Origin of the sequence: Microbacterium sp. P26 (genome assembly GCF_023712585.1) — a bacterium.
In the GTDB taxonomy this organism is placed as follows: Bacteria; Actinomycetota; Actinomycetes; order Actinomycetales; family Microbacteriaceae; genus Microbacterium; species Microbacterium algihabitans_A.
Genome location: NZ_JAMAXZ010000008.1, coordinates 1 through 23,153, shown reverse-complemented (window position 1 = coordinate 23,153; position 23,153 = coordinate 1). Strand labels below are relative to the sequence as shown.

General features: G+C 69.6%; 20 protein-coding genes. 6 read left to right on the top strand and 14 right to left on the bottom strand.

Annotation, left to right across the window (positions count from 1 at the left end; translation table 11 throughout):
- Nucleotides 1–32 precede the first annotated feature (32 nt).
- Complete coding sequence (locus tag M3667_RS14430; protein ID WP_251509020.1) at nt 33–1,211, top strand: hypothetical protein; 1,179 nt, start codon at nt 33–35, stop codon at nt 1,209–1,211.
- Nucleotides 1,212–1,289: 78 nt separating this feature from the next.
- The gene (locus tag M3667_RS14425) at nt 1,290–3,368 is read left to right on the top strand and encodes a chaplin family protein (RefSeq protein WP_251509019.1); all 2,079 of its coding nucleotides are present in this window, start codon (nt 1,290–1,292) and stop codon (nt 3,366–3,368) included.
- Between the two features lie 71 nt (nt 3,369–3,439).
- On the opposite strand, the gene M3667_RS14420 is transcribed toward M3667_RS14425, so the two are convergent.
- The 6 genes from M3667_RS14420 to rpsF form a co-directional block, all read right to left on the bottom strand.
- Nucleotides 3,440–3,871, bottom strand: coding sequence for a cupin domain-containing protein (locus tag M3667_RS14420; RefSeq protein ID WP_251509018.1), 432 nt, complete (start codon nt 3,869–3,871; stop codon nt 3,440–3,442).
- The gene (locus M3667_RS14415) at nt 3,868–5,202 is read right to left on the bottom strand and encodes an amidohydrolase family protein (RefSeq protein ID WP_251509017.1); all 1,335 of its coding nucleotides are present in this window, start codon (nt 5,200–5,202) and stop codon (nt 3,868–3,870) included. The genes M3667_RS14420 and M3667_RS14415 overlap by 4 nt, the downstream gene beginning before the upstream one ends.
- A gap of 332 nt (nt 5,203–5,534) precedes the next feature.
- Complete coding sequence (rplI, locus tag M3667_RS14410) at nt 5,535–5,987, bottom strand: 50S ribosomal protein L9 (protein WP_056224965.1); 453 nt, start codon at nt 5,985–5,987, stop codon at nt 5,535–5,537.
- 10 nt (nt 5,988–5,997) lie between these two features.
- Nucleotides 5,998–6,252, bottom strand: coding sequence for a 30S ribosomal protein S18 (rpsR, locus tag M3667_RS14405; protein ID WP_055832386.1), 255 nt, complete (start codon nt 6,250–6,252; stop codon nt 5,998–6,000).
- 101 nt (nt 6,253–6,353) lie between these two features.
- The gene (locus M3667_RS14400; RefSeq protein WP_251509016.1) at nt 6,354–6,881 is read right to left on the bottom strand and encodes a single-stranded DNA-binding protein; all 528 of its coding nucleotides are present in this window, start codon (nt 6,879–6,881) and stop codon (nt 6,354–6,356) included.
- Between the two features lie 5 nt (nt 6,882–6,886).
- Complete coding sequence (rpsF, locus tag M3667_RS14395) at nt 6,887–7,279, bottom strand: 30S ribosomal protein S6 (RefSeq protein WP_058622540.1); 393 nt, start codon at nt 7,277–7,279, stop codon at nt 6,887–6,889.
- A gap of 189 nt (nt 7,280–7,468) precedes the next feature.
- Between rpsF and M3667_RS14390 the strand changes: the two genes are divergently transcribed.
- Together M3667_RS14390 and M3667_RS14385 are read left to right on the top strand one after the other, a co-directional pair.
- A complete protein-coding gene (locus tag M3667_RS14390) occupies nt 7,469–8,647 on the top strand; it encodes a hypothetical protein (RefSeq protein ID WP_251509015.1) in 1,179 nt (392 codons plus the stop codon).
- Nucleotides 8,648–8,708: 61 nt separating this feature from the next.
- Complete coding sequence (locus M3667_RS14385; RefSeq protein WP_251509014.1) at nt 8,709–9,818, top strand: hypothetical protein; 1,110 nt, start codon at nt 8,709–8,711, stop codon at nt 9,816–9,818.
- A 569-nt stretch (nt 9,819–10,387) separates the two neighbouring features.
- Here the strand turns inward: M3667_RS14385 and M3667_RS14380 are convergent.
- The 6 genes from M3667_RS14380 to M3667_RS14355 all read right to left on the bottom strand — a co-directional run bounded on the left by M3667_RS14380 (nt 10,388) and on the right by M3667_RS14355 (nt 18,358).
- Nucleotides 10,388–12,079, bottom strand: a complete 1,692-nt coding sequence (locus M3667_RS14380) for an ABC transporter ATP-binding protein (protein ID WP_251509012.1) — start codon at nt 12,077–12,079, stop codon at nt 10,388–10,390.
- Nucleotides 12,076–13,155, bottom strand: a complete 1,080-nt coding sequence (locus M3667_RS14375) for an ABC transporter permease (protein WP_251509010.1) — start codon at nt 13,153–13,155, stop codon at nt 12,076–12,078. Before M3667_RS14375 ends, M3667_RS14380 begins: the two co-directional genes overlap by 4 nt.
- A 1-nt stretch (nt 13,156) precedes the next feature.
- Nucleotides 13,157–14,230 carry an ABC transporter permease gene (locus M3667_RS14370; RefSeq protein WP_144831075.1) on the bottom strand — a complete coding sequence of 358 codons (1,074 nt, stop codon included), beginning with the start codon at nt 14,228–14,230 and terminating at the stop codon, nt 13,157–13,159.
- 122 nt (nt 14,231–14,352) lie between these two features.
- Nucleotides 14,353–15,993 carry an ABC transporter substrate-binding protein gene (locus M3667_RS14365; protein ID WP_251509007.1) on the bottom strand — a complete coding sequence of 547 codons (1,641 nt, stop codon included), beginning with the start codon at nt 15,991–15,993 and terminating at the stop codon, nt 14,353–14,355.
- Nucleotides 15,994–16,220: 227 nt separating this feature from the next.
- The gene (locus M3667_RS14360) at nt 16,221–16,970 is read right to left on the bottom strand and encodes a 3-hydroxybutyrate dehydrogenase (protein ID WP_251509005.1); all 750 of its coding nucleotides are present in this window, start codon (nt 16,968–16,970) and stop codon (nt 16,221–16,223) included.
- On the bottom strand, nt 16,967–18,358 hold the full coding sequence (locus M3667_RS14355; protein WP_251509004.1) for an MFS transporter: 1,392 nt from the start codon (nt 18,356–18,358) through the stop codon (nt 16,967–16,969). The genes M3667_RS14360 and M3667_RS14355 overlap by 4 nt, the downstream gene beginning before the upstream one ends.
- Before the next feature lie 104 nt (nt 18,359–18,462).
- Between M3667_RS14355 and M3667_RS14350 the strand changes: the two genes are divergently transcribed.
- On the top strand, nt 18,463–19,368 hold the full coding sequence (locus M3667_RS14350) for a LysR family transcriptional regulator (RefSeq protein ID WP_251509002.1): 906 nt from the start codon (nt 18,463–18,465) through the stop codon (nt 19,366–19,368).
- Nucleotides 19,369–19,375: 7 nt separating this feature from the next.
- Here M3667_RS14350 and M3667_RS14345 read toward each other — a convergent pair whose 3' ends face one another.
- Both M3667_RS14345 and sfnG read right to left on the bottom strand, forming a co-directional pair.
- A complete protein-coding gene (locus M3667_RS14345; RefSeq protein WP_251509000.1) occupies nt 19,376–20,407 on the bottom strand; it encodes a putative FMN-dependent luciferase-like monooxygenase in 1,032 nt (343 codons plus the stop codon).
- Nucleotides 20,408–20,537: 130 nt separating this feature from the next.
- Complete coding sequence (gene sfnG, locus M3667_RS14340) at nt 20,538–21,671, bottom strand: dimethylsulfone monooxygenase SfnG (protein WP_251508998.1); 1,134 nt, start codon at nt 21,669–21,671, stop codon at nt 20,538–20,540.
- A gap of 123 nt (nt 21,672–21,794) precedes the next feature.
- Between sfnG and M3667_RS14335 the strand changes: the two genes are divergently transcribed.
- Nucleotides 21,795–22,856 (top strand): LLM class flavin-dependent oxidoreductase, encoded by a 1,062-nt coding sequence (locus M3667_RS14335; RefSeq protein ID WP_251508994.1) that lies wholly within the window; start codon nt 21,795–21,797, stop codon nt 22,854–22,856.
- The last annotated feature ends 297 nt before the right edge of the window (nt 22,857–23,153 follow it).

Sequence of the window (23,153 nt, the reverse complement as noted above, 5' to 3'; positions counted from 1 at the left end):
GGCGAATCGTGGATGACACGTTGAAGAGTGGGGTGCCGCGCACACTGCGCATCGCCCTCTTCGGCGTGCTCGCGGCCCTCGCGCTCGCGCTCGTCTCGCTCTTCGTCTCGGCCTCATCGGCTTCTGCCGATGACGGCTCCGGCCTTTTCGGATCGATCGGATCGACCGTCAACGACGTCACCGACACCGCGGGCAAAGTCGTCGATGACACCGCGAAGAAAGCCACCGACACCGCCGAGAAGGTCACCGACAAGGTCGAGAAGGCCGCTCCCGCCCCGGTCGCCGAGGTGGTCGAGAAAGCTCCCGCCGCCGTCGTCGAAGCCGTGCCCGCGCCCGTCGCCGAGCCCGTGCAGAACGTGGTGTCGGCGGTTCCGGATGCCGTGGCCGACGTGAACGACGCCGTCACCGACACCCTGAACGACGCAGGCTCCACGGTGAACGAGGTCGTCGACACCGTCACTGACGCGGATGTCGTCGGAACGGTCGTCGAGCCCGTGGTCGACCCGATCGTCGAGGTCGTGGAGCCGCTGCCCGTCGTCGGCGGAATCGTCGCCCCCGTGGTCGACGAGATCACCGACACCGTGGGCGACACGGTCGACGAGACGGTGCCCGAGGTCGTCGGCGAGCTGCCCACGATCGACCCGGTGCTTCCGACCGTTCCCGCACTGCCCTCGCTCCCCGTCGTCGGCGGCGAGCCCGGTGGAGAAGGCGTCGCGCCGAGCCCCGTGGCTTCTCTGCCGACGCTGCCGAGCCCTGTGGTGCCCGTGCCGACGATCCCGAACACCGAGCCGACTCCGGAGGCTGCGGCGCCCATCGCCGCTCCTGCGCCCGCTGAGGCGCCCGTCGCGCTCCCTGCCGTCGTCGCGCCGGCATCTGCCGCCCCGGCTCCCGGCATCCGGTCGCTCGAGGCCCAGACGGTCGACGTCGCCCTCGCGTTCAGCGACGCCGCGGCTCCTGAGGTCACGGCATCCGTTGCCCTTCCCTCGTCCGACGACGGCGCGCCGGCACAGCCCCACTCGCTGATGCTGCCGGGCGCCAGCGCCGGTTCGGCGTCGACGGCCTCCCCCGGCTCCGGAGTGGGTGGCACCACCCCCGCGACCGCCGGTGACGCCGCGATGCAGCCCGCGATCGTGCTTCTCGCGAGCGGAGGCGACGTCGACGACGATCTGCCTTCCGTCCCCGTCTACGACACCGACGTCTCTCCTGACTGAGGCCGGTCTCGCCGTGTTCGACACGGCTGACGACCCCGCGCACACGCGCACCCTCACTCATCTACAGGAGAAACTCTCATGCGCAAGATCTACTCGCGCGTCCTCATGGGCGCGCTCGTCGGAGGCGGCTTGGCCGTCGCCGGATGCGGCATCGCTAATGCCGCGGATACCTCGGGGGCAGACGGACTGCTCTCGGGCGACCAGGCGGCGATCTCGGTGAACGTCCCGGTCACGGTCGGCGGCAACGCCGTCTCGGTGATCGGCGACAGCCACAGCGAGAAGGCCGAGACCTCGGCACCGAAGTCGGCCCCCGCCCCCAAGGCGACCACCGACGGTGATGACAGCCTGCTCGGCGGCAACCAGGGCCTGGTGTCGGTGAACGTCCCCGTGACCGTGGGCGGCAACGCCGTGTCGGTCGTCGGAGACAGCGACACCTCGGACGCCGACACCTCGACCCCCGCAGAACCGGCCCCCGCGCCGGCTCCGGCGGCCCCGGCTCCGGCCCCGGCCGCGCCTGCCCCGGCTCCCGTGGCCGACACCACCACCGACGGCAGCGACAGCGTCGGCGGAGGCAACCAGGCCATCGTGCCGGTCGAGGTGCCCGTGACGGTCGGCGGCAACGCCGTCTCGGTCGTGGGCGACAGCCACAGCGAAGACGCCTCGACCGGCGGTTCCGCGGACTCGGGCACAGGCTCGGGCGCAGGCGAGGCGACCACCGACGGCACCGACAGCGTGCTCGGCGGCAACCAGGTCGGCCTGCCCGTCGAGGCACCCGTCACCATCGGCGGAAACGCCGTGTCGGTGGTCGGCGACAGCCACTCCGAAGACGCCACCACCACCGGCGGCGGCTCCACGGGCGGCTCGGGCGTGGGCGACACCACGACCGACGGCACCGACTCGATCGGCGGGGGCAACCAGGTTCTCGCCCCGATCGAGGTGCCCGTCACGATCGGCGGAAACGCCGTCTCGGGTGTCGGAGACAGCACCACCTCGGATGCCGATGTGACCGGCGGATCGACCGGCTCGGGCTCCGGCTCGGGTGACGTCGCCACCGACGGCACCGACTCGATCGGCGGGGGCAACCAGATCCTCGCCCCGATCGAGCTGCCCGTCACGATCGGCGGAAACGCCGTGTCGGGTGTCGGCGACAGCGACACCTCGGATGCCGGTGTGACCGGCGGATCGACCGGCTCGGGCTCCGGCTCGGGTGACGTCACGACCGACGGCAGCGACAGCGCCGCCGGCGGCAACCAGGTGCTCGCTCCCATCGGCCTGCCCATCACGGTCGGCGGCAACGCCGTCTCGGGCATCGGCGACAGCAGCACCGACAACGCCGACACCACCGGCGGTTCGACCGGCACCGGGACCGGCGCGGGCGACATCGTCACCGACGGCACCGACTCAATCGGCGGAGGCAACCAGGTCATCGCCCCGATTGGCCTGCCCATCACAGTCGGCGGAAACGCCGTCTCGGGCATCGGCGACAGCCACAGCGGAGGCGCCACCACCACCGGCGGCTCCACCGGCGGCATCGGTGACGTGATCACCGACGGCTCCGGCAGCATCGGCGGCGGCAACCAGGTGCTCATCCCGATCAACCTGCCCGTCACCATCGGCGGCAACGCCGTCTCGGTGATCGGTGACAGCGACACGGACGGCTCGAACACCGGAAACCCGGGTACCCCGGGAACGCCTGGCACGCCCGGTGAGCCCGGAACGCCCGGCACCCCGGGAACGCCCGGTGAGCCTGGAACGCCTGGTGAGCCCGGAACGCCCGGTACCCCCGGAACCCCGGGAACGCCCGGTGAGCCCGGAGAGCCCGGAACGCCCGGTCAGCCCGGCACCCCCGGAACCCCGGGGGAGCCGGGAACCCCCGGCCTCCCTGGCCTGCCCGGCCTCCCCGGTCTCCCCGGTCAGCCCGGCACGCCCAGCCAGCCCGGCACCCCCGGCATCTCCGGCACTCCCACGGTGATCGGCTCCGTCGCCTCCTCGGCGTCGGCTCCCCTCGCCACCACGGGCACCGCGAAGGCCGGTTCGTCGCTCGCCATGACCGGATCCGACGGGTCTTCGGCCGCCGGCCTCGGCATCGCGGGTCTCGTGGCCCTGATGCTCGGGGGCGCGCTGCTCGTGGTGCGTCGCCGCCGCGCAACCGTCTGAGTCACGTTCGACGGGCACCGGATGCCAGCTATTGGGGGTGGCATCCGGTGTCGCGGCGTGCCCGGGCCGGTCTACTCGGCGAGACGCCAGTCGTCGAAACTGAAGCCGGGCGACACCAGGCAGCTGACCACGACCTCCGCATCACCGGCAGGCCGCGCGGCCTGCCAGACACCCGCAGGGACCGTGTGCTGCAGAACGTTTCCCGCAGCGAGATCGGGCCCCAGGGTCACGGTCTGCGCCTCACCCGGCGTCTCGCCGTCTCCGCCCAGCGACAACTCGAGGGAGCCAGGGCCATGCCAGAGCCACACCTCATCACTGGTGACGACGTGCCACGCGCTGCGCTCGTCGGGCGTCAACAGGTAGTGGATGCACGTCGCCGCCGGCCGCGCCCCCGCGGGGGTGTCGACGGCGTAGGTTCCTGTCCACATGCGGCGGAACCACCCTCCCTCGGGGTGCGCCTCGAGATCGAGCAGGCGAGCGGTGGCGGGGCGGTCGTCGTTCATGCGCGCACTCCGGTCTGTTCGGTGAAAGCGGCGGATGCCCAGCGCACCTCGCCGTCGATGAAGGTCGCCGCGGCGCGTCCGGCTGCGCCGACGACCAGGTGCTCGATGGTGTCATCAACCCCCGACATCGCCCCCGGCGAGCCCGCAGGCCCTGGGATGTCGAAGAAGGCGAGGTCGGCCACGGCGCCCACGGCGAGGTATCCGGTGCGGGCGGGGCCGGTGTCGAGGCCCATCGCGTGCGCTCCTCCGAGGGTCGCCGCCCGCAGCAGCAGCGCCGACAGGTCGCGGTTGGCGTATCCCTGCGCCCGCGCGAGGCGGTGCAGTTCGGCGACGTCGGCGAGAAGGTCGAGAGAGGGGCTGGATGCCAAGGAGTCGGTCCCCACCGCGATCGCGTTGCCCTCGACGAGGTACGCGGCGATCGGCGGTTCGTCCAACCCGATCACGGCGTTCGATCGCGGACAGAGCGCCACCGTCGTGCCGCGGGAGCGCAGCGTCGCCCGATCACGCGCGGTCATGTAGACGCCGTGGGCGATGTGGCAGTCGGGGCCCAGCACGCCGAGTTCGTCGACGAACTCCGTCGCACCCGTGCCGATGCCCTCGTCGCGCAACGCCATGAAGCTCGCCGGACGCTTCTCTTGCCACGACACCGCCTCGCCGTGCTCGCGTTCGAAGGCCGCCTCGCCCAGGTGCAGGTGCAGGCGACTCCCCCGCTCACGCACGATGTCGGGGATCTCGAGCAGCGGCTCCACGTCGAGCGAATACGGCGCGTGCGGCGACAGCCCGGTTCCCGGAGGTGCCGGCAGCGCATCCAGGCGCGCCTCGACCTCCGCGCGCCCGCGCTCGGCCCAGGCCTCGTTCGTCCAGCTCATCACCTCCCAGTAGGTGATGCCGTGCAGTCGTGCGTCGTGCGGCGCCGAAGCGGCCTCGACGTCGGTGACGATGTCGGCGACGGCGGTCGTTCCGGCGGCGATCATGGCGCGGGCTCCCGCCGCGGCATCCGCCCCCCAATCCAAGCCCCGCTCGTACACCGGCTGGAACGCGTGCGCCCACTCCTCGAAGCCCGCATACCGCCCCTGCCCCACTTCGGCCATGCCGGTGTACTGCAGGTGCGAGTGCGCGTTGACGAGGCCGGGGGTGAGCACGCCGGGCCAGTGCACCTCATCGAAGGCGAGTCCGCGGGTGTCCAGCTCGTGCAGCACCCAGGCGCGGTCGCCCACGTGGCGGATGCGCCCCGCGGCCACCGCGATCGCGCCGTCGCGGATCGGCGGGGCCGTGATGGGCAGCACGACGGATGCCGAGAACACCACCACACGCCCGGATCGCTCTTGCACGGCGTCAGCCTAGGCAGGCGGTGTGTCGGCCATGTGTCGTGTGACGCGCGATGGCTGTTGCGAGGTGGCTGAGCCGACTGCGGTGGCTGAGCCGGCTGCGCTGGCTGAGCCTGTCGAAGCCACCCCAGGGGCCGGTTTGGGGCGCAATCTGTACGTCGGGGCGGACAATTCACGCCCCACACGCAAAAACCTGCCCCAAACCGGGCAGGTCCAACCCGCGGTGCCCCGGGCCCTTCGACAAGCTCAGGGGCCTCGCGCCCCGCGCCCCGCGAACGCGGAACGGCCCCGCCCTGCCGGAGCAGGAACGGGGCCGTTCTCGAGAGTGCAGCGAATTACTTCGCGGCGACCACCTGGAGGGTGATCACGGCAGTGACGTCGTCACGCAGGCGAACGGTCGCCTCGTGCTCGCCGACCGACTTGATCGAAGAGGTGATCTGGATCTTGCGCTTGTCGAGCTCGCCCAGACCGGCGGCCTTGACGGCGTCGGCGACATCGGCGGGCTTGACCGAACCGAAGAGGCGACCCTCGTTGCCGGCCTTGACGGCCAGCTTGACGGTGTTCGACTCGAGCGTGTTCTTCAGCGACACGGCCTCTTCATGGTCGTGGATCGCACGGGTCTCGCGAGCGGCGCGGATCGACGCGACCTGCTTCTCGCCACCACGGCTCCACGACACGGCGAAGCCCTGCGGGATGAGGTAGTTACGGGCGTACCCGTTCTTGACCTCGACAACATCACCGGCGCTACCGAGCCCGGTGACCTCATTCGTGAGAATCAGCTTTGCCATCGGGTGCTCCTTAGCGGCCGGCGCCGGCGTAGGGCAGAAGAGCCATCTCGCGCGCGTTCTTGATGGCGCGGGCGATCAGACGCTGCTCCTGCACGGAGACACCGGTGATACGACGGGCGCGGATCTTGCCGCGCTCCGAGATGAACTTGCGGAGGGTGGGGACGTCCTTGTAGTCGATGACGCCGACGCGGATTGCCTTCGCGGGGGCTGCGTTCTTGGCGCCCTTCCGCGGCTTGCGGCGGTCGCCAGTGGCCTTTCCAGCCATGCTTCCTTCTTTCGTGTGGTTCGGACGCCGAGTCGGTCACGCGGACCGGGACATGGCATCCGGAATTTCAGGGGTCGTCTCGCTCGAGAGCGGGGCGAAGTTCAGAACGGGGTGTCGTCTCCGTAAGAACCAGGAGTGCTCCACGCGTCTGCGCCGCTGTTGTTGCCGCCGCCGTTGTTCGAACCGGGCGTCGACCACGGCTCGTCGTTCGACTGCTGCACCTGCGCGCGCTGACCGCCGCCGCCGCCGCCACCATTGCCGCCACCGGCGGCACGGGTGACCTGGGCGGTCGCGTAGCGGAGCGAGGGACCGATCTCATCGACTTCGAGTTCGATGGAGGTGCGGTTGTTTCCCTCGCGGTCCTGGTACGAACGCTGCTTGAGGCGACCGGTCGCGATGACACGGCTGCCCTTCGTCAGCGAACCGGCGACGTGCTCGGCGAATTCGCGCCACACCGAGGCACGCAGGAAGAGCGCCTCGCCGTCCTTCCACTCGTTCGCCTGACGGTCGAACGTGCGGGGGGTCGACGCGATGGTGAAGTTCGCGACCGGGAGCCCGTTCTGCGTGTACCGCAGCTCGGGGTCGGCCGTGAGGTTACCCACGACGGTGATGACGGTTTCGCCGGCCATCGTCGTTACTTCGCAGCCTTCTCGGCGGACTCGACCTTGCGGGGAGCGGCGGCCTTGCGGGCGGCCTTCTCCTCGGAGCGCTTGGCCTCGGCGGCGACCTGAGCGATCGCTTCTTCGGCGCGCAGGACCTTGGTGCGCATGATCTGCTCGTTCAGCTTCAGCTGACGGTCGAGCTCGTTCGTGGCCTCGCTGGTCGCGACGAAGTTGACGACGGCGTAGATGCCCTCGTTCTTCTTGCGGATCTCGTAGGCGAGACGACGGCGGCCCCAAATGTCGATCTTGTCGATGGTTCCTCCATCGGCCGTGATGACCTTGAGGAATCCGTCGAGCTTCGGAGCGACCTGGCGCTCGTCGACCTCGGGATCGAAGATGACCATGAGTTCGTACTGGTGCGTCACTAACCCACCTCCTTCGGACTAGAACGGCTGACGGGCATTTCCCGGCAGCAGGAGGGTGTGTTGCACGTCATCGCGGGCTTACACGCGCATGGGCGTCGCCGGACAACCTTCGTAGTCTAACGGATGCCGCTGGCAGCGGGGAATCGGTCATCGGTAGCGTGGACGTCCACCGACGGCGAGGGGGGCCGCATGGCAGGGATCCGACCGTTCGACGCGCGAGCTCTGCAGGTCGCTCCCGACCGCGCGGCGGCGAAGGCGTTCACGAGACGGCTGCGCGACGAGGGGCGGCTCCCCGGCAACACCACCGCGACGATCGTCGGCTGGGTGATCGCGTTCGTCTTCCTCGGCGGGATCGGCATCGCGCTGGTGGTGCTGCTCATCGTGCTGTCGACGTGGCTGCGCGAGGGGACCCTCGTGGTGGGCCTGCTCTTCGCCCTTCCGCTGCTGATCGGCGTCGGCGGACTGATCGCCGCCCTCCTTCTGGGCCTGCGCGGGCAGCGCATCGTCGAGGACCGCCGCTGGCGCCTCGCCGGCTTCGCTCGCGACGTGGGCATGGAGTACGTGCCGGCCGTGCAGAACCCCCCGCTGCCGGGCGTGATCTTCGGCATCGGCGGCTCCCGCACGGCATCCGACATCGTCCGCGGGCGCCGCCCGCGCTTCGTCGAGGTCGCAAACCACGCGTACACGGTGAGCGACGGCAAGAACACGACGACCGTGCGCTGGAGCTACATCGCGATCAAGCTCGACGTGCCGCTCCCCCACATCGTGCTGGATGCCACGGCGAACAACGGCATGTTCGGCTCGAACCTGCCCGCCTCGTGGGGTCGCGGCCAGCGCCTGAGCCTCGAGGGCGACTTCGACCGGCACTTCACGTTGTACTGCCCCCGCGGCTACGAGCGCGACGCCCTCTACCTCTTCACCCCCGACGTCATGGCGCGCTTCATCGACAGCGCCGGGGTGCTCGACGTCGAGATCGTCGACGACTGGCTGTTCCTCTACTCCCGCGACGAGTTGTCGACCATCGACCCGGCGCGCTGGGCGTGGGTGTTCTCGGTGATCTCGGTGCTGCTCGAGAAGCTCGACCAGTGGGGTCGATGGAGAGACGACCGGATGCCGGTGGCCCCGCCTCCCGCGGCGGTACCGGCCGCTGCCGGCCCCGGTGGAACCCCGCCGGCCGGGGGTGCGTCGACCGTCGCCGCCGCGCAGGCCGCTCTGCTCGCCCGCCCACCCGCGGGCGTCGCGGTGCCCGGCCGGCGCTTGCGGCGCGCGAACCCGTGGGTCGTGGTGGCCGTGGTGCTGGGGATCTTCGGTCTGGGCGGGCTGATCCTCGCGGTGGTTCCCCTGCTGCTGCTGATGGCCGCGCGATGACCCCGGGCGTCGCCCCGACGATGTCGGACACCACCGCTACGGTCGAACGAGGGGGCCCGACATGAACGCACAGACCCGGCTTGACACCGCGCCGCTGACCGAGCCCGTCGACCGCGCCCAAGTGCGCGCGTTCACGAAAGAGCTGCGGCAGCAGGGCAAGCTCGGCGGCAACGTGGCCGGCATCATCGTGTTCGCGGTGGTCGGCGTGGTCTTCTTCTTCATCATCGGCCCGGTGTTCGTGGGCGTCCTCTCGTCCGTCGTGAGCGACAGCTCGATGAGTCTGGTGGCCGCCGCTCCCCTGCTCGTGTTCGCCGCGGTCATCGTTGTGATCGTGGTGGGGCTGATCCGCGGCGTCGGCGGTGCGGGTGTGCGCCGCTTCCGTCTCGACCGCTTCGCGCGGGCCAACGGCATGACCTGGCAACCGGGGTTCGCGAAGCCGCAGCTGCCGGGCATGATCTTCAGCCTGGGCGGCGACCGCAAGAACTCCGACCTGCTGCGGAGCACGTCTCCGCGTTTCATCGAGGTCGCGAACTACACGTACGAGACCGGGTCGGGTAAGAGCAGGCAGACGCACCGCTGGGGCTACGTGGCGCTCAAGCTCGAGACCCCGCTCCCGCACATCGTTCTGGATGCCGTGGGCAACAACGGCCTGTTCGGCTCGAACCTGCCGGTCACCTTCGGGCGCGACCAGCGGCTCAGCCTCGAGGGCGACTTCGACCAGCACTTCGCGCTGTACTGCCCCGAGGGGTACGAGCGCGATGCGCTGTACCTCTTCACTCCCGACGTGATGGCGCGCTTCGTCGACAACGCCGCCGCCCTCGACGTCGAGATCATCGACGACTGGCTGTTCCTCTACGCCAAGCGCGACCTGTCGACGCTGGACCCTGCGACCTGGCAGTGGCTGTTCACGACGATCGACGCGATCGACGAGAAGTTCGCGCAGTGGGCGCGGTGGCGCGACGACCGTCTGGCCGCAGAGGTCGCCGCAAGCAGGAACGCCGGCACCGCGGCATCCGGAGCCCCCGCCCCGAGCGTGCCGCTGCTCACCCCTCCCCCGGCGGGCGTGGCCGCGCAGGGTCGGCGACTCAAGCGCGGATTCCCCGTCTGGACGATCGTCGTCGTCGCGGCGGTCGCGGGGTGGTGGATCCTGACGTCGGTGTTCGGGCGCTGACGCGGCGGGTGCGCGCGGAAGCTCCGCGATCCGCGCAACCTCAGCCGGTATGCGCCGTATCGCGCTGAGGAAGCGCGGATCGCGGACCTTGTGCAACGCGCCGTGCGATCGCCGCTCCGCGCAACCTCAGCGATCCGCACAACCTCCGCCGGAATCCCCCGCATCGCACTGAAGATGCGCGAATCGCCGACCCTGCGCGACGCGTGCGGGACGGGAACCCCCGCGCAACCTCCGCGACCCGCACAAGCTCAGCCGGAATCCGCCCCGTCGCACTGAGAATGCGCGAATCACTGACCCTACGCAGCGCGTGCGGGACGGGAACCCCGCGCAACCTCCGCGATCCGCACAACCTCAGCCGGAATCCGCCGCATCGCACTGCGAATGCGCAGATCGCTGACCCTGCGCGACGCGTGCCGGACGGGAACCCCCGCACAACCTCCGCGATCCGCACAACCTCAGCCGGAATCCCCCGCATCGCACTGAGGATGTGCGAATCACCGACCCTGCGCAACGCGCGCCCACACGAAGCGGGGCCCCCACCTGCGTGAGGGCCCCGAGTTCGCTAGCCGTCAGGCTCCGCGGGTCGTGCGCCACAGCTCGCGGCGCGCCTCTTGCTCGACGGGGTCGGGCACGGGCAGCGACACCAGCAGGCGCTTGGTGTAATCGTCGCGCGGCTCCGTGAGCACCTGCACGGTCGTCCCCTGCTCGCGGATCACGCCCTGCTGCAGCACCACGACGCGATCGGCTACCTCGTCCACGACGGCGAGGTCGTGGCTGATGAACAGGCACGCGAAGCCGAACTCGGCCTGCAGCTGCGCGAACAGCTGCAGCACGCGCGCCTGCACCGACACGTCGAGCGCCGAGGTCGGCTCGTCGGCGATGAGCAGCTTCGGGTCGAGCGCGAGGGCGCGCGCGAGCGAGGCGCGCTGACGCTGACCACCCGACAGTTCGTGCGGATACCGGTCGCCGAAGGCGGTCGGCAGCTGCACCGCGTCGAGCAGTTCGTTCACGCGCTGGCGCGCGGCCCGAGCGCCCGAGGCGCGCTTGTGCACGACCAGCGGCTCGGCGATGCACTCGGCGATGGTGAGCAGCGGGTTGAAGCTCGTCGCCGGGTCTTGGAAGACGAACCCGATGTCGGGCCGCGTCTTGGCCAGCTGTCGCGGCTTGGCGCCGTTCATCTCGGTGCCGAGCACCGTGAGCGATCCGCCGACGACCGAGGTGAGTCCGACCATCGCGCGACCGATCGTGGTCTTGCCCGAGCCCGACTCCCCCACCAGGCCCAGCACTTCGCCGGGTCCGATCCAGAAGTCCACGCCCTTCACCGCGACGACGCCGGGCGAGCCGAAGCGTCCGGGGTACCCGATCTCGACCTTCTCGGCCACGACGAGGCTCCCCGCCGGCGGCGAGGTGGGCGCGGCATCCGCCAGCGACTGCTGCGAGCTCTTGCCACGGCCCACGTGCGGCACCGCCGCAAGCAGTTCGCGCGTGTACTCCTCGCGCGGGGCAGCGAACAGCTCGCGCACCGGAGCCTGCTCGACGATGTCGCCGCGGTACATCACGATCACGCGGTCGGCGAGGTCGGCGACGACGCCCATGTTGTGCGTAATGAGCACGATCGTGGCACCGAACTCGTCGCGGCACGTGCGCAGCAGGTCGAGGATCTCGGCCTGCACCGTCACATCGAGCGCCGTGGTCGGCTCGTCGGCGATGATCAGACCGGCGTTCAGCACGAGCGCCATCGCGATGACGACGCGCTGCTTCTGCCCGCCCGAGAACTGGTGCGGGTAGTCGTCGACGCGCTTCTCGGGGTTGGGGATGCCGACGCGCCGGAGGATGTCGACCGCCTTGGACTTGGCATCCGCGTTCGACATCTTCTCGTGCGCGCGCAGGCCCTCCGCGATCTGCCACCCCACGGTGTACACGGGGTTGAGGGCGGTCGAGGGCTCCTGGAACACCATCGCCGCGTCGCGTCCGCGCATCTCGCGCAGCTGCGCGGAGGTCGCGTGCACGATGTCGGTCTGCTCTCCGTCGCGCCCGCGCACGATCACCGCACCCGAGAGCGTGGCGGTCTCGGGCAGCAGCCCCAGCAGGGTGTTGGCCGTGACGGTCTTGCCCGAGCCCGACTCGCCGACGATCGCGAGCACCTCGCCGGCGTGCGCCTCGAGCGAGATCCCGTTGATCGCGGCGACCGGCTCGCCATCGGTGGCGAAGGCGACGCGCAGGTCGTCGATGCGGGCGACGGATTCGGTGGTGCCGGTCATGAGGGGCTCCCGTCGGAGGGGGCGGATGCCGGGGGCCCGGCGGGGGACGCGGTGGCCGAGGCGTCGGCGGGAGAGGTCGACGGATCGACCGCCGTGACGGGCGCGGGTGCCCGGCCCGCGCGACGGCGTGTGCGCAGACGCGGGTCGCTCAGGTCGTTGAGGCTCTCGCCCACGAGGGTGATACCGAGCACCGCGAGCACGATCGCGACGCCCGGCGGGATCGCCGTCCACCAGATGCCACTGGTGACGTCGCTCACCGAGCGGTTGAGGTCGTAGCCCCACTCGGCGGCGGCGGTGGCCTCGATGCCGAAGCCGAGGAAGCCGAGGCCGGCGAGGGTCAGCAGCGCCTCGGAGGCGTTCAGGGTGACGACGACCGGCAGCGAGCGCGTCGAGTTGCGCAGCACGTGACGCAGCAGGATGCGCGCGGTGGGCACCCCGATCACGCGAGCCGACTCCACGAAGGGCTCGGCCTTGACCCGCACCACCTCGGCGCGGATCACGCGGAAGTACTGCGGCACGAACACCACGGTGATCGAGATCGCGGTGGCGAGGATTCCGCCCCACAGCGTCGACTGTCCGCGCGTGATCGCGATCGACATCACGATCGCGAGCAGCAGCGACGGGAAGGCGTAGATCGCGTCGCACAGCACGACGAGCAGGCGGTCGAGCCATCCGCCGAAGTAGCCGCCGACGAGCCCCAAGAAGATGCCGAGGAAGATCGAGAACGCGATCGCGCACACGATCACCAGCAGCGCCGTCTGGCCGCCCCAGATCACGCGCGAGAGCACGTCGTAGCCGCCGACGGTCGTGCCGAGGAGGTTCGTCGCGCTCGGCGCCTGCTGCGTGCCGAACTTCACGCCGTCGGCCTCCTGCTGCGCGAAGCCGTAGGGCGCGAGGATCGGGGCGAAGATCGCCGTCAGCAGGAACACCGTGGTGATGACGAGTCCGAGCACCAGCATGGTGCGCTGCAGACCGACGCTGCGGCGCAGGTGCGAGATGACCGGCAGGCGGTCGCGCAGGGGCACCTTGCGCACCGTCACGGCATCGGGGGTCGTGGGGGTCGTGGCATCCGACATGTCAGTACCTCACTCGCGGGTCGATGATCGCCGCGATGACGTCGACGAGGAAGTTGGTGAAGGCCACCAGCACGGCGATGATCACGACGATGCCCTGCACGGCCACGAAGTCGCGGGCCTTGAGGTACTCGCTGAGCATGAAGCCGAGGCCCTTCCACTCGAAGGTGGTCTCGGTCAGCACCGCCCCCGACAGCAGCAGGGCGATCTGCAGACCGATGACCGTGATGATCGGGATGAGCGCGGGGCGGTAGGCGTGCTTGGTGACGAGGCGGTACTCCCCCACGCCGCGCGAGCGCGCCGAGGTGACGTACTGCGCGCCGAGCGTTCCGATGACGTTGGTGCGCACGAGGCGCAGGAAGATTCCCGCGGTCAGGATGCCGAGGGCCACCCCGGGCAGGATCGCGTGAATCAACACGTCGCTGATCGCGTTGCCGTCACCGAGGCGGATGGCGTCGATCAGGTAGATGCCGCTGGGGTTGTCGAGCGTCTGCAGCTTCAGCTCGGTGCGGGTGCCCGCCCGGCCCGCGACCGGCAGCACGCCCAGCCACACCGAGAACACGAGCTTCAGCAGAAGGCCGACGAAGAAGATCGGGGTCGCGTAGCCGAGGATCGCGCCGATGCGCAGCACCGCGTCCTGCCACCGGTCGCGCTTGTAGGCGGCGATCAGACCGAACGGGATGCCGATGAGCAGCGCCACGATGAGCGCGTAGATCGCGAGCTCGAGGGTGGCGGAGCCGTACTGGAGCAGGATCTCGATCACCGGACGGTTGTCGGTGAGCGTGGTGCCGAAGTCACCACGCAGGATGCCCCCGATGTATTCGAAGTACTGCACGATCAGCGGGCGGTCGTACCCGGCGGCGGCGATGCGCGCCTCGAGCTGATCGGGTGGGAGGCGGCCGCCGAGGGCCGCGGTGATCGGGTCACCGGTGATGCGCATGAGCACGAACACCACGGTGACGAGGATGAAGACCGTCGGGATGATCAGCAGGAGGCGGACAAGGATGTAGCGCCAGAGTCCTCCCCCCTTGGGGGCGACGGGTTTGGCGATGTCGGCGGCGTCGACGGCGGTGACCATGGGGGAAGAGACCTCACTCGATGGGGAAACGGCGCCTCGTCGCTCCGCTCTCACCCGACGACCGAGGGTGCGTGACCCCCGGTCGTCGGGCGAACGGAACGCGACGAGACGCCGTGTCGGTCTTACTTGTGCAGCGGCGCGTAGCGGAACTTGAACGAGCCGTCGAGAACGGCACCGTCCACGCTCGAGCCCACGATCGCCACCTGCTTGCCCTGGAGCAGCGGCAGGGTCGACAGGTCGGCGGCCACCTTGTCCTGGATTTCGCCGATCTCCTGCTCGCGCGTGGTCTTGTCGGTCTGCGTCGCCTGGTCGACGAGCAGCTGCTGCACGTCGGCGTTGTCGTAGTGGTTCAGCAGGAAGTTGTCCTTCGAGAAGAACGGGGTGAGGTAGTTGTCGGCATCCGAGTAGTCGGGGAACCAGCCGAGCTGGTACGCGGGGTACGCGTCGGCCTTGCGGTCCTTCGTGTACTGCACCCACTCGGTCTGAGCGAGGTTGACCGTGAACAGGCCGTCCTTCTCGAGCTGCGCCTTGACCGCGGCGTACTCGTCACCCGAGGAGGGGCCGTAGTGGTCGCCGTTGTACTGCAGGTTCAGCGTGACGGGCGTCGAGAGACCGGCGGCCTCGAGGGTCGCCTTGGCCTTGGCCGCGTCGGGCATGCCGCTGCCGTCGCCGTACATGTCCTTGAGCGCCTCGTTGGCGCCGGCGAGACCCTGCGGGACGTAGGAGTACAGGGGCGAGTAGGTGTCCTTGTACACGTCGGTGGCGATGGCCTGGCGGTCGACGAGGTCGGCCGCGGCCTGACGGATCGCGAGCGACTTGGCGGCGTCGGCCTCGGGGGTCTTCGTGCCGTAGGGCATGGTGTCGAAGTTGAAGACGATGTAGCGGATCTCTCCACCGGGGCCGTCGATGACCTTGACGGCGTCGTCCTTCTGCAGGTCGGCGACGTCGGTCGCGCTCAGGCTGCGGTAGGCCACGTCGATCGCACCCGACTGCACGTCGAGCTTGAGGTTCGACGAGTCGGCGTAGTACTTCGCCGAGATTCCGCCGTTGGCGGCCTTGGGCAGCGAGCCCTGGTACGCGTCGTTGACCTTGTACGAGATGAGCTCGTTGACCTTGTACGAGTCGATCATGTACTGGCCGGCGAACGCCTTGCCTTCGACGATCGTGTCGTCGGGCGTCACGGCATCCGCCGAGAAGACCTCTTCGTCGACGATCGGAGCCGCCGGGCTCGACAGGATCTGCGGCCAGACCTGGTCGTTGCCGTTCTTGAGCGTGAAGACGACGGTGGTGTCGTCGGGAGCGGCGACGCTGTCGAGGTTGCCCAGCAGCGACGCGGGGCCGTTGGGGTCGTTGATCGCGACCTGGCGGTCGAACGAGAACTTCACGTCGGACGAGGTCAGCTCGTGACCGTTCGCGAAGGTCAGACCCGACTTGAGCTTGACCGTGTACTCGGTCGGCGAGGTGAACTCGGCCGACTCGGCGATGTCGGGGGTGACCTCCGACGTGCCGTACTGGCTGCTCATGAGGAAGGGGTAGACCTGCGTCATGACGGCGAACGAGCCGTTGTCGTACGAACCCGCGGGGTCGATCGAGGTGATCTTGTCGGTCGTGCCAACGATCAGGGGGTCGGTCGATCCGCCGCCGTCACCCGACGAGGCGTTGTCGCCGCCGCCGGAGCAACCCGCGAGAAGAAGGGCCGAGGCGCCGAGGGTGGCGCCGATGACGAGGCCGAAACGGCCGCGTCCAGTGGTGTGCAGTGTCATGAATTACCTCTGCTGTGAAGATTCGACTGCGACAAACGCCGTAGTCCCTCGGACATCCTTGACCGGGGAGGTGTCCACCGTAAAGCACAGCCGCGCATATTTACGAGACCGAAACCCGCCGGAGACGGCACTGAGAACCACTTCCCACCGGATGCGTTCCTGCAATCACCCGGCGTTTGTCGTAAAACGTCCTGCCCGCTTCTCACCGCCCAGGTCACCCGGCCCCATCAGTGCGCCGACCAGCCGCCGTCCATGAGGTAGCTCGAACCGGTGACCATCGCGGCATCCGGACCCGCCAGCCACAGCGCGAGCGAGGCGACCTCCGCGGGCTCCACGAGGCGTTTGATCGCGGCGTCCTTCAACAGCACCGTCTCGAGCACCTGCTCCTCGGCGATGCCGTGGGTGCGGGCCTGGTCGGCGATCTGCTTCTCGACCAGCGGCGAGCGCACGTAGCCGGGGTCGATGCACACGCTCGTCACCCCGCGCGGACCGCCCTCGAGGGCCGTGGTCTTCGACAGCCCCTCAAGGCCGTGCTTGGCCGTGACGTACGCCGACTTGTACTCCGAGGCGCGGATGCCGTGCACGCTCGACATGTTCAGCACCCGCCCGAACCCGCGCTCGTACATGCCGGGCAGGGCCGCGCGGATCAGCAGGAACGGCGCCTCGAGCATGAGCCGCAGCATGAACGAGAAGCGCTCGGGGTCGAACTCCTCGATGGGGCTGACGTGCTGGATGCCGGCGTTGTTGACGAGGATGTCGACGTCGAGGCGCAGCTCGCGCAGCGCCGCCGTGTCGGAGAGGTCGACGGCCCAGGCCTCTCCCCCGACCTCGGCCGCCACGCGCGCCGCCTGCTCGCCGTTGACGTCGGCGACGGTGACGTGGGCCCCGGCACCGGCGAAGGCGCGGACGATGGCTTCGCCGATCCCGCTCGCTCCCCCGGTGACGAGGGCGCGGCGGCCGGTCAGATCCGTGCTCATCGGACTCCCTTCGCCCCCGTCGTCGCGGGGCCTGCCGCCGCGCGCGCGGCGTCGGCGGCGTCGATGTCGCGCAGCGAGATGCCGCGCGTCTCCTTCAACGACAGCACAGCGATCGAGGTGACGATGCACGCCACGACGATGTAGAGCGCGATCGGCAGCCACGAGCCGAAGTCGCGCAGCCACTGGGTGGCCAGAATCGGGGCGAGCGAGCCCGCCAGGATCGCCGTGACCTGCGCGCCGAGCGAGACGCCCGAGTAGCGCATGCGGGTCGGGAACAGCTCGGCCATGACGGCGGGCTGCGGGGCGTACATGCCGGCGTGGAAGACCAGGCCGATCGTCACCGCGAGCACGATCATCACGGGGTTGAGCGTGTCGAACATCGGGAAGGCGAAGAACGCCCAGGTTGCGCTGAGGATCGCGCCCGCGAGGTACACCGGGCGGCGTCCGATGCGGTCGGACAGGCGTCCGAGCGGCGGAATCACGGCGAAGTGCACGATGTGGGCGATCAGCAGGGCGAGCAGCAGCTGACTGGTGTCGTACGAGTGCACGATCTTCAGGTACACGATCGAGAAGCTGACGACGATGTAGTAGACGATGTTCTCGGCGAAGCGCACGCCCATGGCCTGCACGACGCCCTTCGGGTAGCGACGCAGCACCTCGACGACACCGAATGAGGTGGCTTTTTCCTTCTCGACCTGCGCCTTGGCCTCGAGGAAGATCGGGGCCTCTTCGACGTGGCGGCGGATCCAGAAGCCGACCAGCACGATCACGGCCGACAGCCAGAAGGCGATGCGCCAGCCCCAGTCGAGGAACGCGGCGGGGCTCAGCACGAACGAGGTGACCAGGAGCACGAGGGTCGCGAGCAGGTTGCCCACCGGAACGGCGGCCTGCGGCCAGCTCGACCAGAACGCGCGACGACGGTCGGGGCTCTGCTCGGCTACGAGCAGCACCGCGCCGCCCCACTCCCCACCGACCGCGAAGCCCTGGATGAAGCGCAGGGCGACGAGCATCGCGGGAGCCCAGTAGCCGACGCTCGCGAAGCCGGGCAGGCAGCCCATGAGGAAGGTCGCGACACCGACGATGATGATGGTCGCCTGCAGCGTGGGCTTGCGACCGAAGCGGTCGCCGATCTGGCCGAACACGATGCCGCCGAGCGGTCGCGCGATGAACCCGACCGCGTAGGTGACGAAGGCGGCGATGATGCCGTCGAGCGGCGAGCCCGACGACGGGAAGAAGAATGTGCCGAAGACCAGGCTCGCTGCGGTGGCGTAGAGGAAGAACTCGTACCACTCGACGACGGTGCCGGCCATGGAGGCGGCGACGACGCGGCGGATGCGATTCGAAGTGGGGGCGTCGCTGCTGCGCGGCGCGGTGGTGGGGGGTTCCATGCTGCTCCTTCGGTGTCGACGGTGACGACCGCGCCTCAGTCTGAGGTCGTCTGCGGCGCGCGACAATGCCCAGTACCGCTCCCCGGCTGTGCAGAATTGCACACATGGATGCCGGGAACGTACGCGCCGACGACTTGCTGATGCTGCTGGCCGTGGCCCGCACGGGCCGGTACACCGCCGCCGCCCAGCTGCGTGGGGTCGACCACACGACCGTCGCGCGGCGCATCGCCGCCCTCGAGGAGGCCCTGGGCGGCAGGCTCGTGGCCCAGTCGGGCCGCGGGTGGGAGCTCACGACGCTCGGAACACACGCCGCCGAGACCGCCGGGCGCATCGAGGCGGCGATGTCGCAGCTCGCGGCCGGGGGAGCGGAGCCCGATCCCGTGTCGGGCGTCGTGCGCATGTCTGCAACCGACGGGTTCAGCGCCTACATCGCCGCCCCCGCCATCGCGGGCCTGCGCGAACGGCATCCGGATCTTGTCGTCGAGGTCGTCGCCGCCCAGCGACGCGCGGCCCTGCACCGCCCCGGCCTCGATCTCGAGGTGGTGGTCGGCCAACCGCAGACTTCGCGCGGCATGACCGTCGAGCTCGGGTCGTACGCCCTCGGCATGTACGCCTCGCGCTCGTACCTCGACCGACACGGTCGCCCGCGCAACCTCGACGAGCTACAGACGCACGGGCTCGTCTACTTCGTCGACGCGATGCTGCAGGTCGAAGCCCTCGACCTCCCCCGACGCGTCGTGCCGCTCATGCGCGACGGCGTCACCTCGACGAACGTCCTCGTGCAGGTCGAGGCGACGCGCGCCGGGGCCGGTATCGGCATGCTCCCGTGCTTCGTCGCCGACCGTCACGACGATCTCGAGCGGCTGCTGCCCGAGACGATGACCGAGCGGCTGCCGTACTGGATGATCGTGCGCGCCGATTCGATGCGCATCCCCGCCGTCGCCGCCCTCGCCGACGCGCTGCGTGAGCAGACCCGTCGGTCGAAGGCGATGCTCGACGGGGTGGGCTGACGCGGCGTCAGACCCGGGCGCCGAGCGTGCGGAGTTCCTCGGCGGCGTCGGCGCCCGCGCGCAGGCCGAGCTGAGGGGCGACCTCGGTCGCCAGCAGTTCGATCGACCGGAGAGTCACCTCGTGAGCCGGGTCGACCGAGTGCACTTGGAAGGCGACATCGGTCGCGAGCTCGAGGGTGCGATCCGCTCGGAGCGAATCGACCACCTCATCAACCGTCCCCAGGTGGGTGTTGGTGAGAGTCGCCAGTTCCTGCAGGACACCGTCCGCATTCCGCTGAAGGAATGTACGCGCGAGACGCCGGATTCCGGCATCCGCCCCCGCCCACACCTCATCGAGACGGTCGGCGTCGACGACCACTGCGGTGCGCGACGCGAGGATGCGGGGAGCGACACCGCGGGGGAGTGCGGCGAGGTACGCCTCGACGATCGGCACCTGCACCTCATGCAGGTCTTGGCCGTCGTCGCGAGGCTGCGTGCGCGAGAGCAGCAGGCCGTCGCCGGCGGATCCGGCTCGACGACCCCCCTCGACCGAGAACGTCGCCTGCCACAGCCGACCGCCGAGGTGCGGCGCCGCTGGATTGAGGCGCAGATCGGTGCTCCGGATGCCGCGCCCGGCGAAGGCGTCGCGCAGGACGTCGACGTGCGCGGCGTAAATCACCCGGCGATCGTCGGAGGACCGCTCGAAGGCCGCGAACGACGAGGGCGTGCCGCCCGTGCCGATGCCGAGCTGCACGCGGCCGCCGCTCAGGGCGTCGACGAAGGCGGCGTCCTCCGCCACGCGCACGGGATCGTCGATGGGGAGGGTCACGATCCCCGTTCCCAGCGCGATCCGTTCCGTCTGGACGGCCGCCGCGGCCAGGAACGGGAACGGCGATGGCAAGCCTCCCTCATCACGGTCGAAGTGATGCTGAGCGACCCAAAGCGACGCGAATGCATGCTGATCCGCGGCACGGACCTGCGCGAGCGCCTTGCGATATCGCTCGCTGTCGGTGCCGGCATCCAGCACCCGCGTGAAGAATCCGAGGCGTGCGCCGCTCATCGAACCGAGTCCCTCCGGGGCCGCGCGGCCCGTTATCGCTGTATGCGCGGAGTGGAATACTCCCGCGTCCTCCAGGCTAGAACCGCGTCGGGCCCGTAAGGGCCTCTCTCGGGCACCTGAGACGCGATGCTCAGCCGGCCGCCACCCCGACCGGATCGCCGGTCCGTGCGAGATCCGCCTCGAGCTCGCGCACGATCGGGATCACCGTCTTGCCGAAGTGCTCCAGTTCCTCCTGGAAGTGCAGGAAGCCGAGCAAGAACAGGTCGACGCCGCGCTTCTTGTACTCGATGATGCGCTCCGCGATCTGCTGTGCGTCACCGAAGAGCTGCGTGCGGAACCCGTCGTTGTACTGCACGAGATCCTCCACCGAGGAGTCCGCCCACATCCCCTTCTTGTCGGCCGTGGCGTTGCCCGCCTCCTGCACGCTCTTGCGGAACCCCTCGACGGCGCCCGAGTCGGCGTGGGCGATGATCTCGCGCAGCTGGGCCTCCGCCTCGTCGTGGCTGTCGCGCTGGATGACGAACCCGTTCAGGCCGAAGCGCGTGCGTCGACCATGCTCGGCCGCGATGCGCGTCACGTCGTCATACTGCTCGGTGAATCCGTCGAAGTCTTTGCCGTTAGAGAAGTACCAGTCCGAGAAGGCGCCGCCGTTGAAGCGTGCGGCCGTGGAGTTGCCACCCTGGAAGATGTCGGGGTGGGCCCGCCCCGGCACCTCGTACGGGAACGGCCGCAACGTGAAGTCGGTGATGTCGTAGTACTTGCCGTGGAAAGAGAACTTCTCCTGCGTCCACAGGCCCCGCAGCACCTGGATGAACTCCGCCGCACGCTCGTAGCGCTCGTCGTGCTCGAGCCACTCGAGACCCAGGTCGGTGTACTCGTCTTTGAACCAGCCGCTGACGACGTTGACCGCCGCGCGCCCGTGCGAGAACTGATCGGCCGTGTTGATGAACTTCGCCAAGACGGCCGGATGCCAGATGCCGGGGTGGATGGCGGCGATGACCTTCAGCTTCTCGGTGGCCAGCAGCAGCGCCAGGCTGATCGAGGTGGACTCGTGCTGCTGCGCGGCGCCGTAGCTGGAGGCGTACCGCACCTGGCTCAGGGCGTATTCGAACCCGACGCGCTCGGCCGTGCGGGCGAGCTTCACGTTGTAGTCGTAGTCCCAGTCGGTGCGCTGCTCGATCGAACTGATCACGAGCCCACCGCTGACGTTCGGCACCCAGTAGGCGAACTTCAGTGGCTCGTGGGTGGGGGTGGAATCGGTCATGGGATCCTCCTCGCGGATCGGAACCCGGCCAACCTCCCACCGCGTCGAGCATCGGTCAACGACATGTGACGGACCGTTTCGTCGCGTGACGCCGGGCGACATGCGGCGGGTGAGGATGGAGCCATGACCTCCCCCCAGCGCGTGCGTTTCGGCTACTGGACCCCCATCTTCGGCGGATGGCTGCGCAACGTCGACGACGAGCAGACGCCCGTGTCGTTCGCCCACATCGCCCAGATCGCTCGCGCTGCCGAAGAGGGCGGCTTCGACCTCACGCTCATCCCCGAGCTGAACCTGAACGACATCAAGGGCGTCGAGGCGCCGTCGCTCGACGCGTGGGCGGTGACCGCGGGGCTTGCCTCCGTGACCTCGAAGCTCGAGCTGCTCGCGGCCGTGCGCCCGGGCTTCCACAACCCGTTCCACACCGCCAAGCAGGCGGCAACCATCGACGAGATCAGCGGAGGGCGCTTCACCCTCAACGTCGTCTCGGCCTGGTGGGCCGAAGAGGCCAAGCAGTACGACGGCCTCTTCAGCGCTCACGACGACCGGTACGCCCGCACGATCGAGTGGGTCGAAGTGCTGCGCGGCCTGTGGTCCGAGACGCCGTTCGCGTACGAGGGGGAGTACTACCGCACCGAGGGCACCTACCTGGAGCCCAAACCCCAGGTGCTGCCGCGCCTGTACGCCGGCGGCGAGAGCGAGGCCGGGCGCAACGCGATCACGCGCTTCGCCGACGCGTACCTGACGCACGGTGGCACGCTCGAGGAACTCGAGACCAAGGTCTCCGACATGCGCCGGCGCCGCGCCGAAGCCGGGGCGACGCCCTTCGAGGCGTTCGGCATGGCCGCCTACGCGGTCGTCCGCGACACCGAAGAAGAGGCTCAGGCCGAGATCGACCGCATTACCGACGTGCGCGGGGGAGCGGCCTACGGTTCGTACCAGGACTTCGTCAGCAAATCGAAGCTCGACACCCAGGTCGACCTCAAGGAGTACTCGGTGTCGAACCGCGGTCTTCGCCCTAACCTCGTCGGAACCCCTGATCAGGTGGCGGAACGCATCGTCGCCTTCGCGAACGTCGGGGTCTCGACCCTGCTGCTGCAGTTCTCGCCGCACCTGCCCGAACTGCAGCGGTTCGCCGCCGAGGTGATCCCGCGCGTGCGCCGACTCGAGGCCCAGCGCGACGCCTGACCGCGCTCCGCGCCGCGGGGCGCATACCCGTTGAGTGCGTGAGGGCGCGGGCGCGCGTCCGGGCTGGGGCTCGGGGCCGGGGCTGGGGGCGCCGCTCTCCTCCGCTGAGTGTCCAAAACACCCGGACGAAAACGAGGTGGTCTCAGGTGGCTAGCGCAACACCGTTGATCAGTTCGGTCAGCATGGCATGTGGGCTGCGGAACTTGAGGGTTTCGCGTGGGCGGATGTTGAGGAGCCGTTGGGTTTCGGCGAGGTCGTCGTCGGTGACGGTATTGAAATCGGTGCCTTTTGGATAGA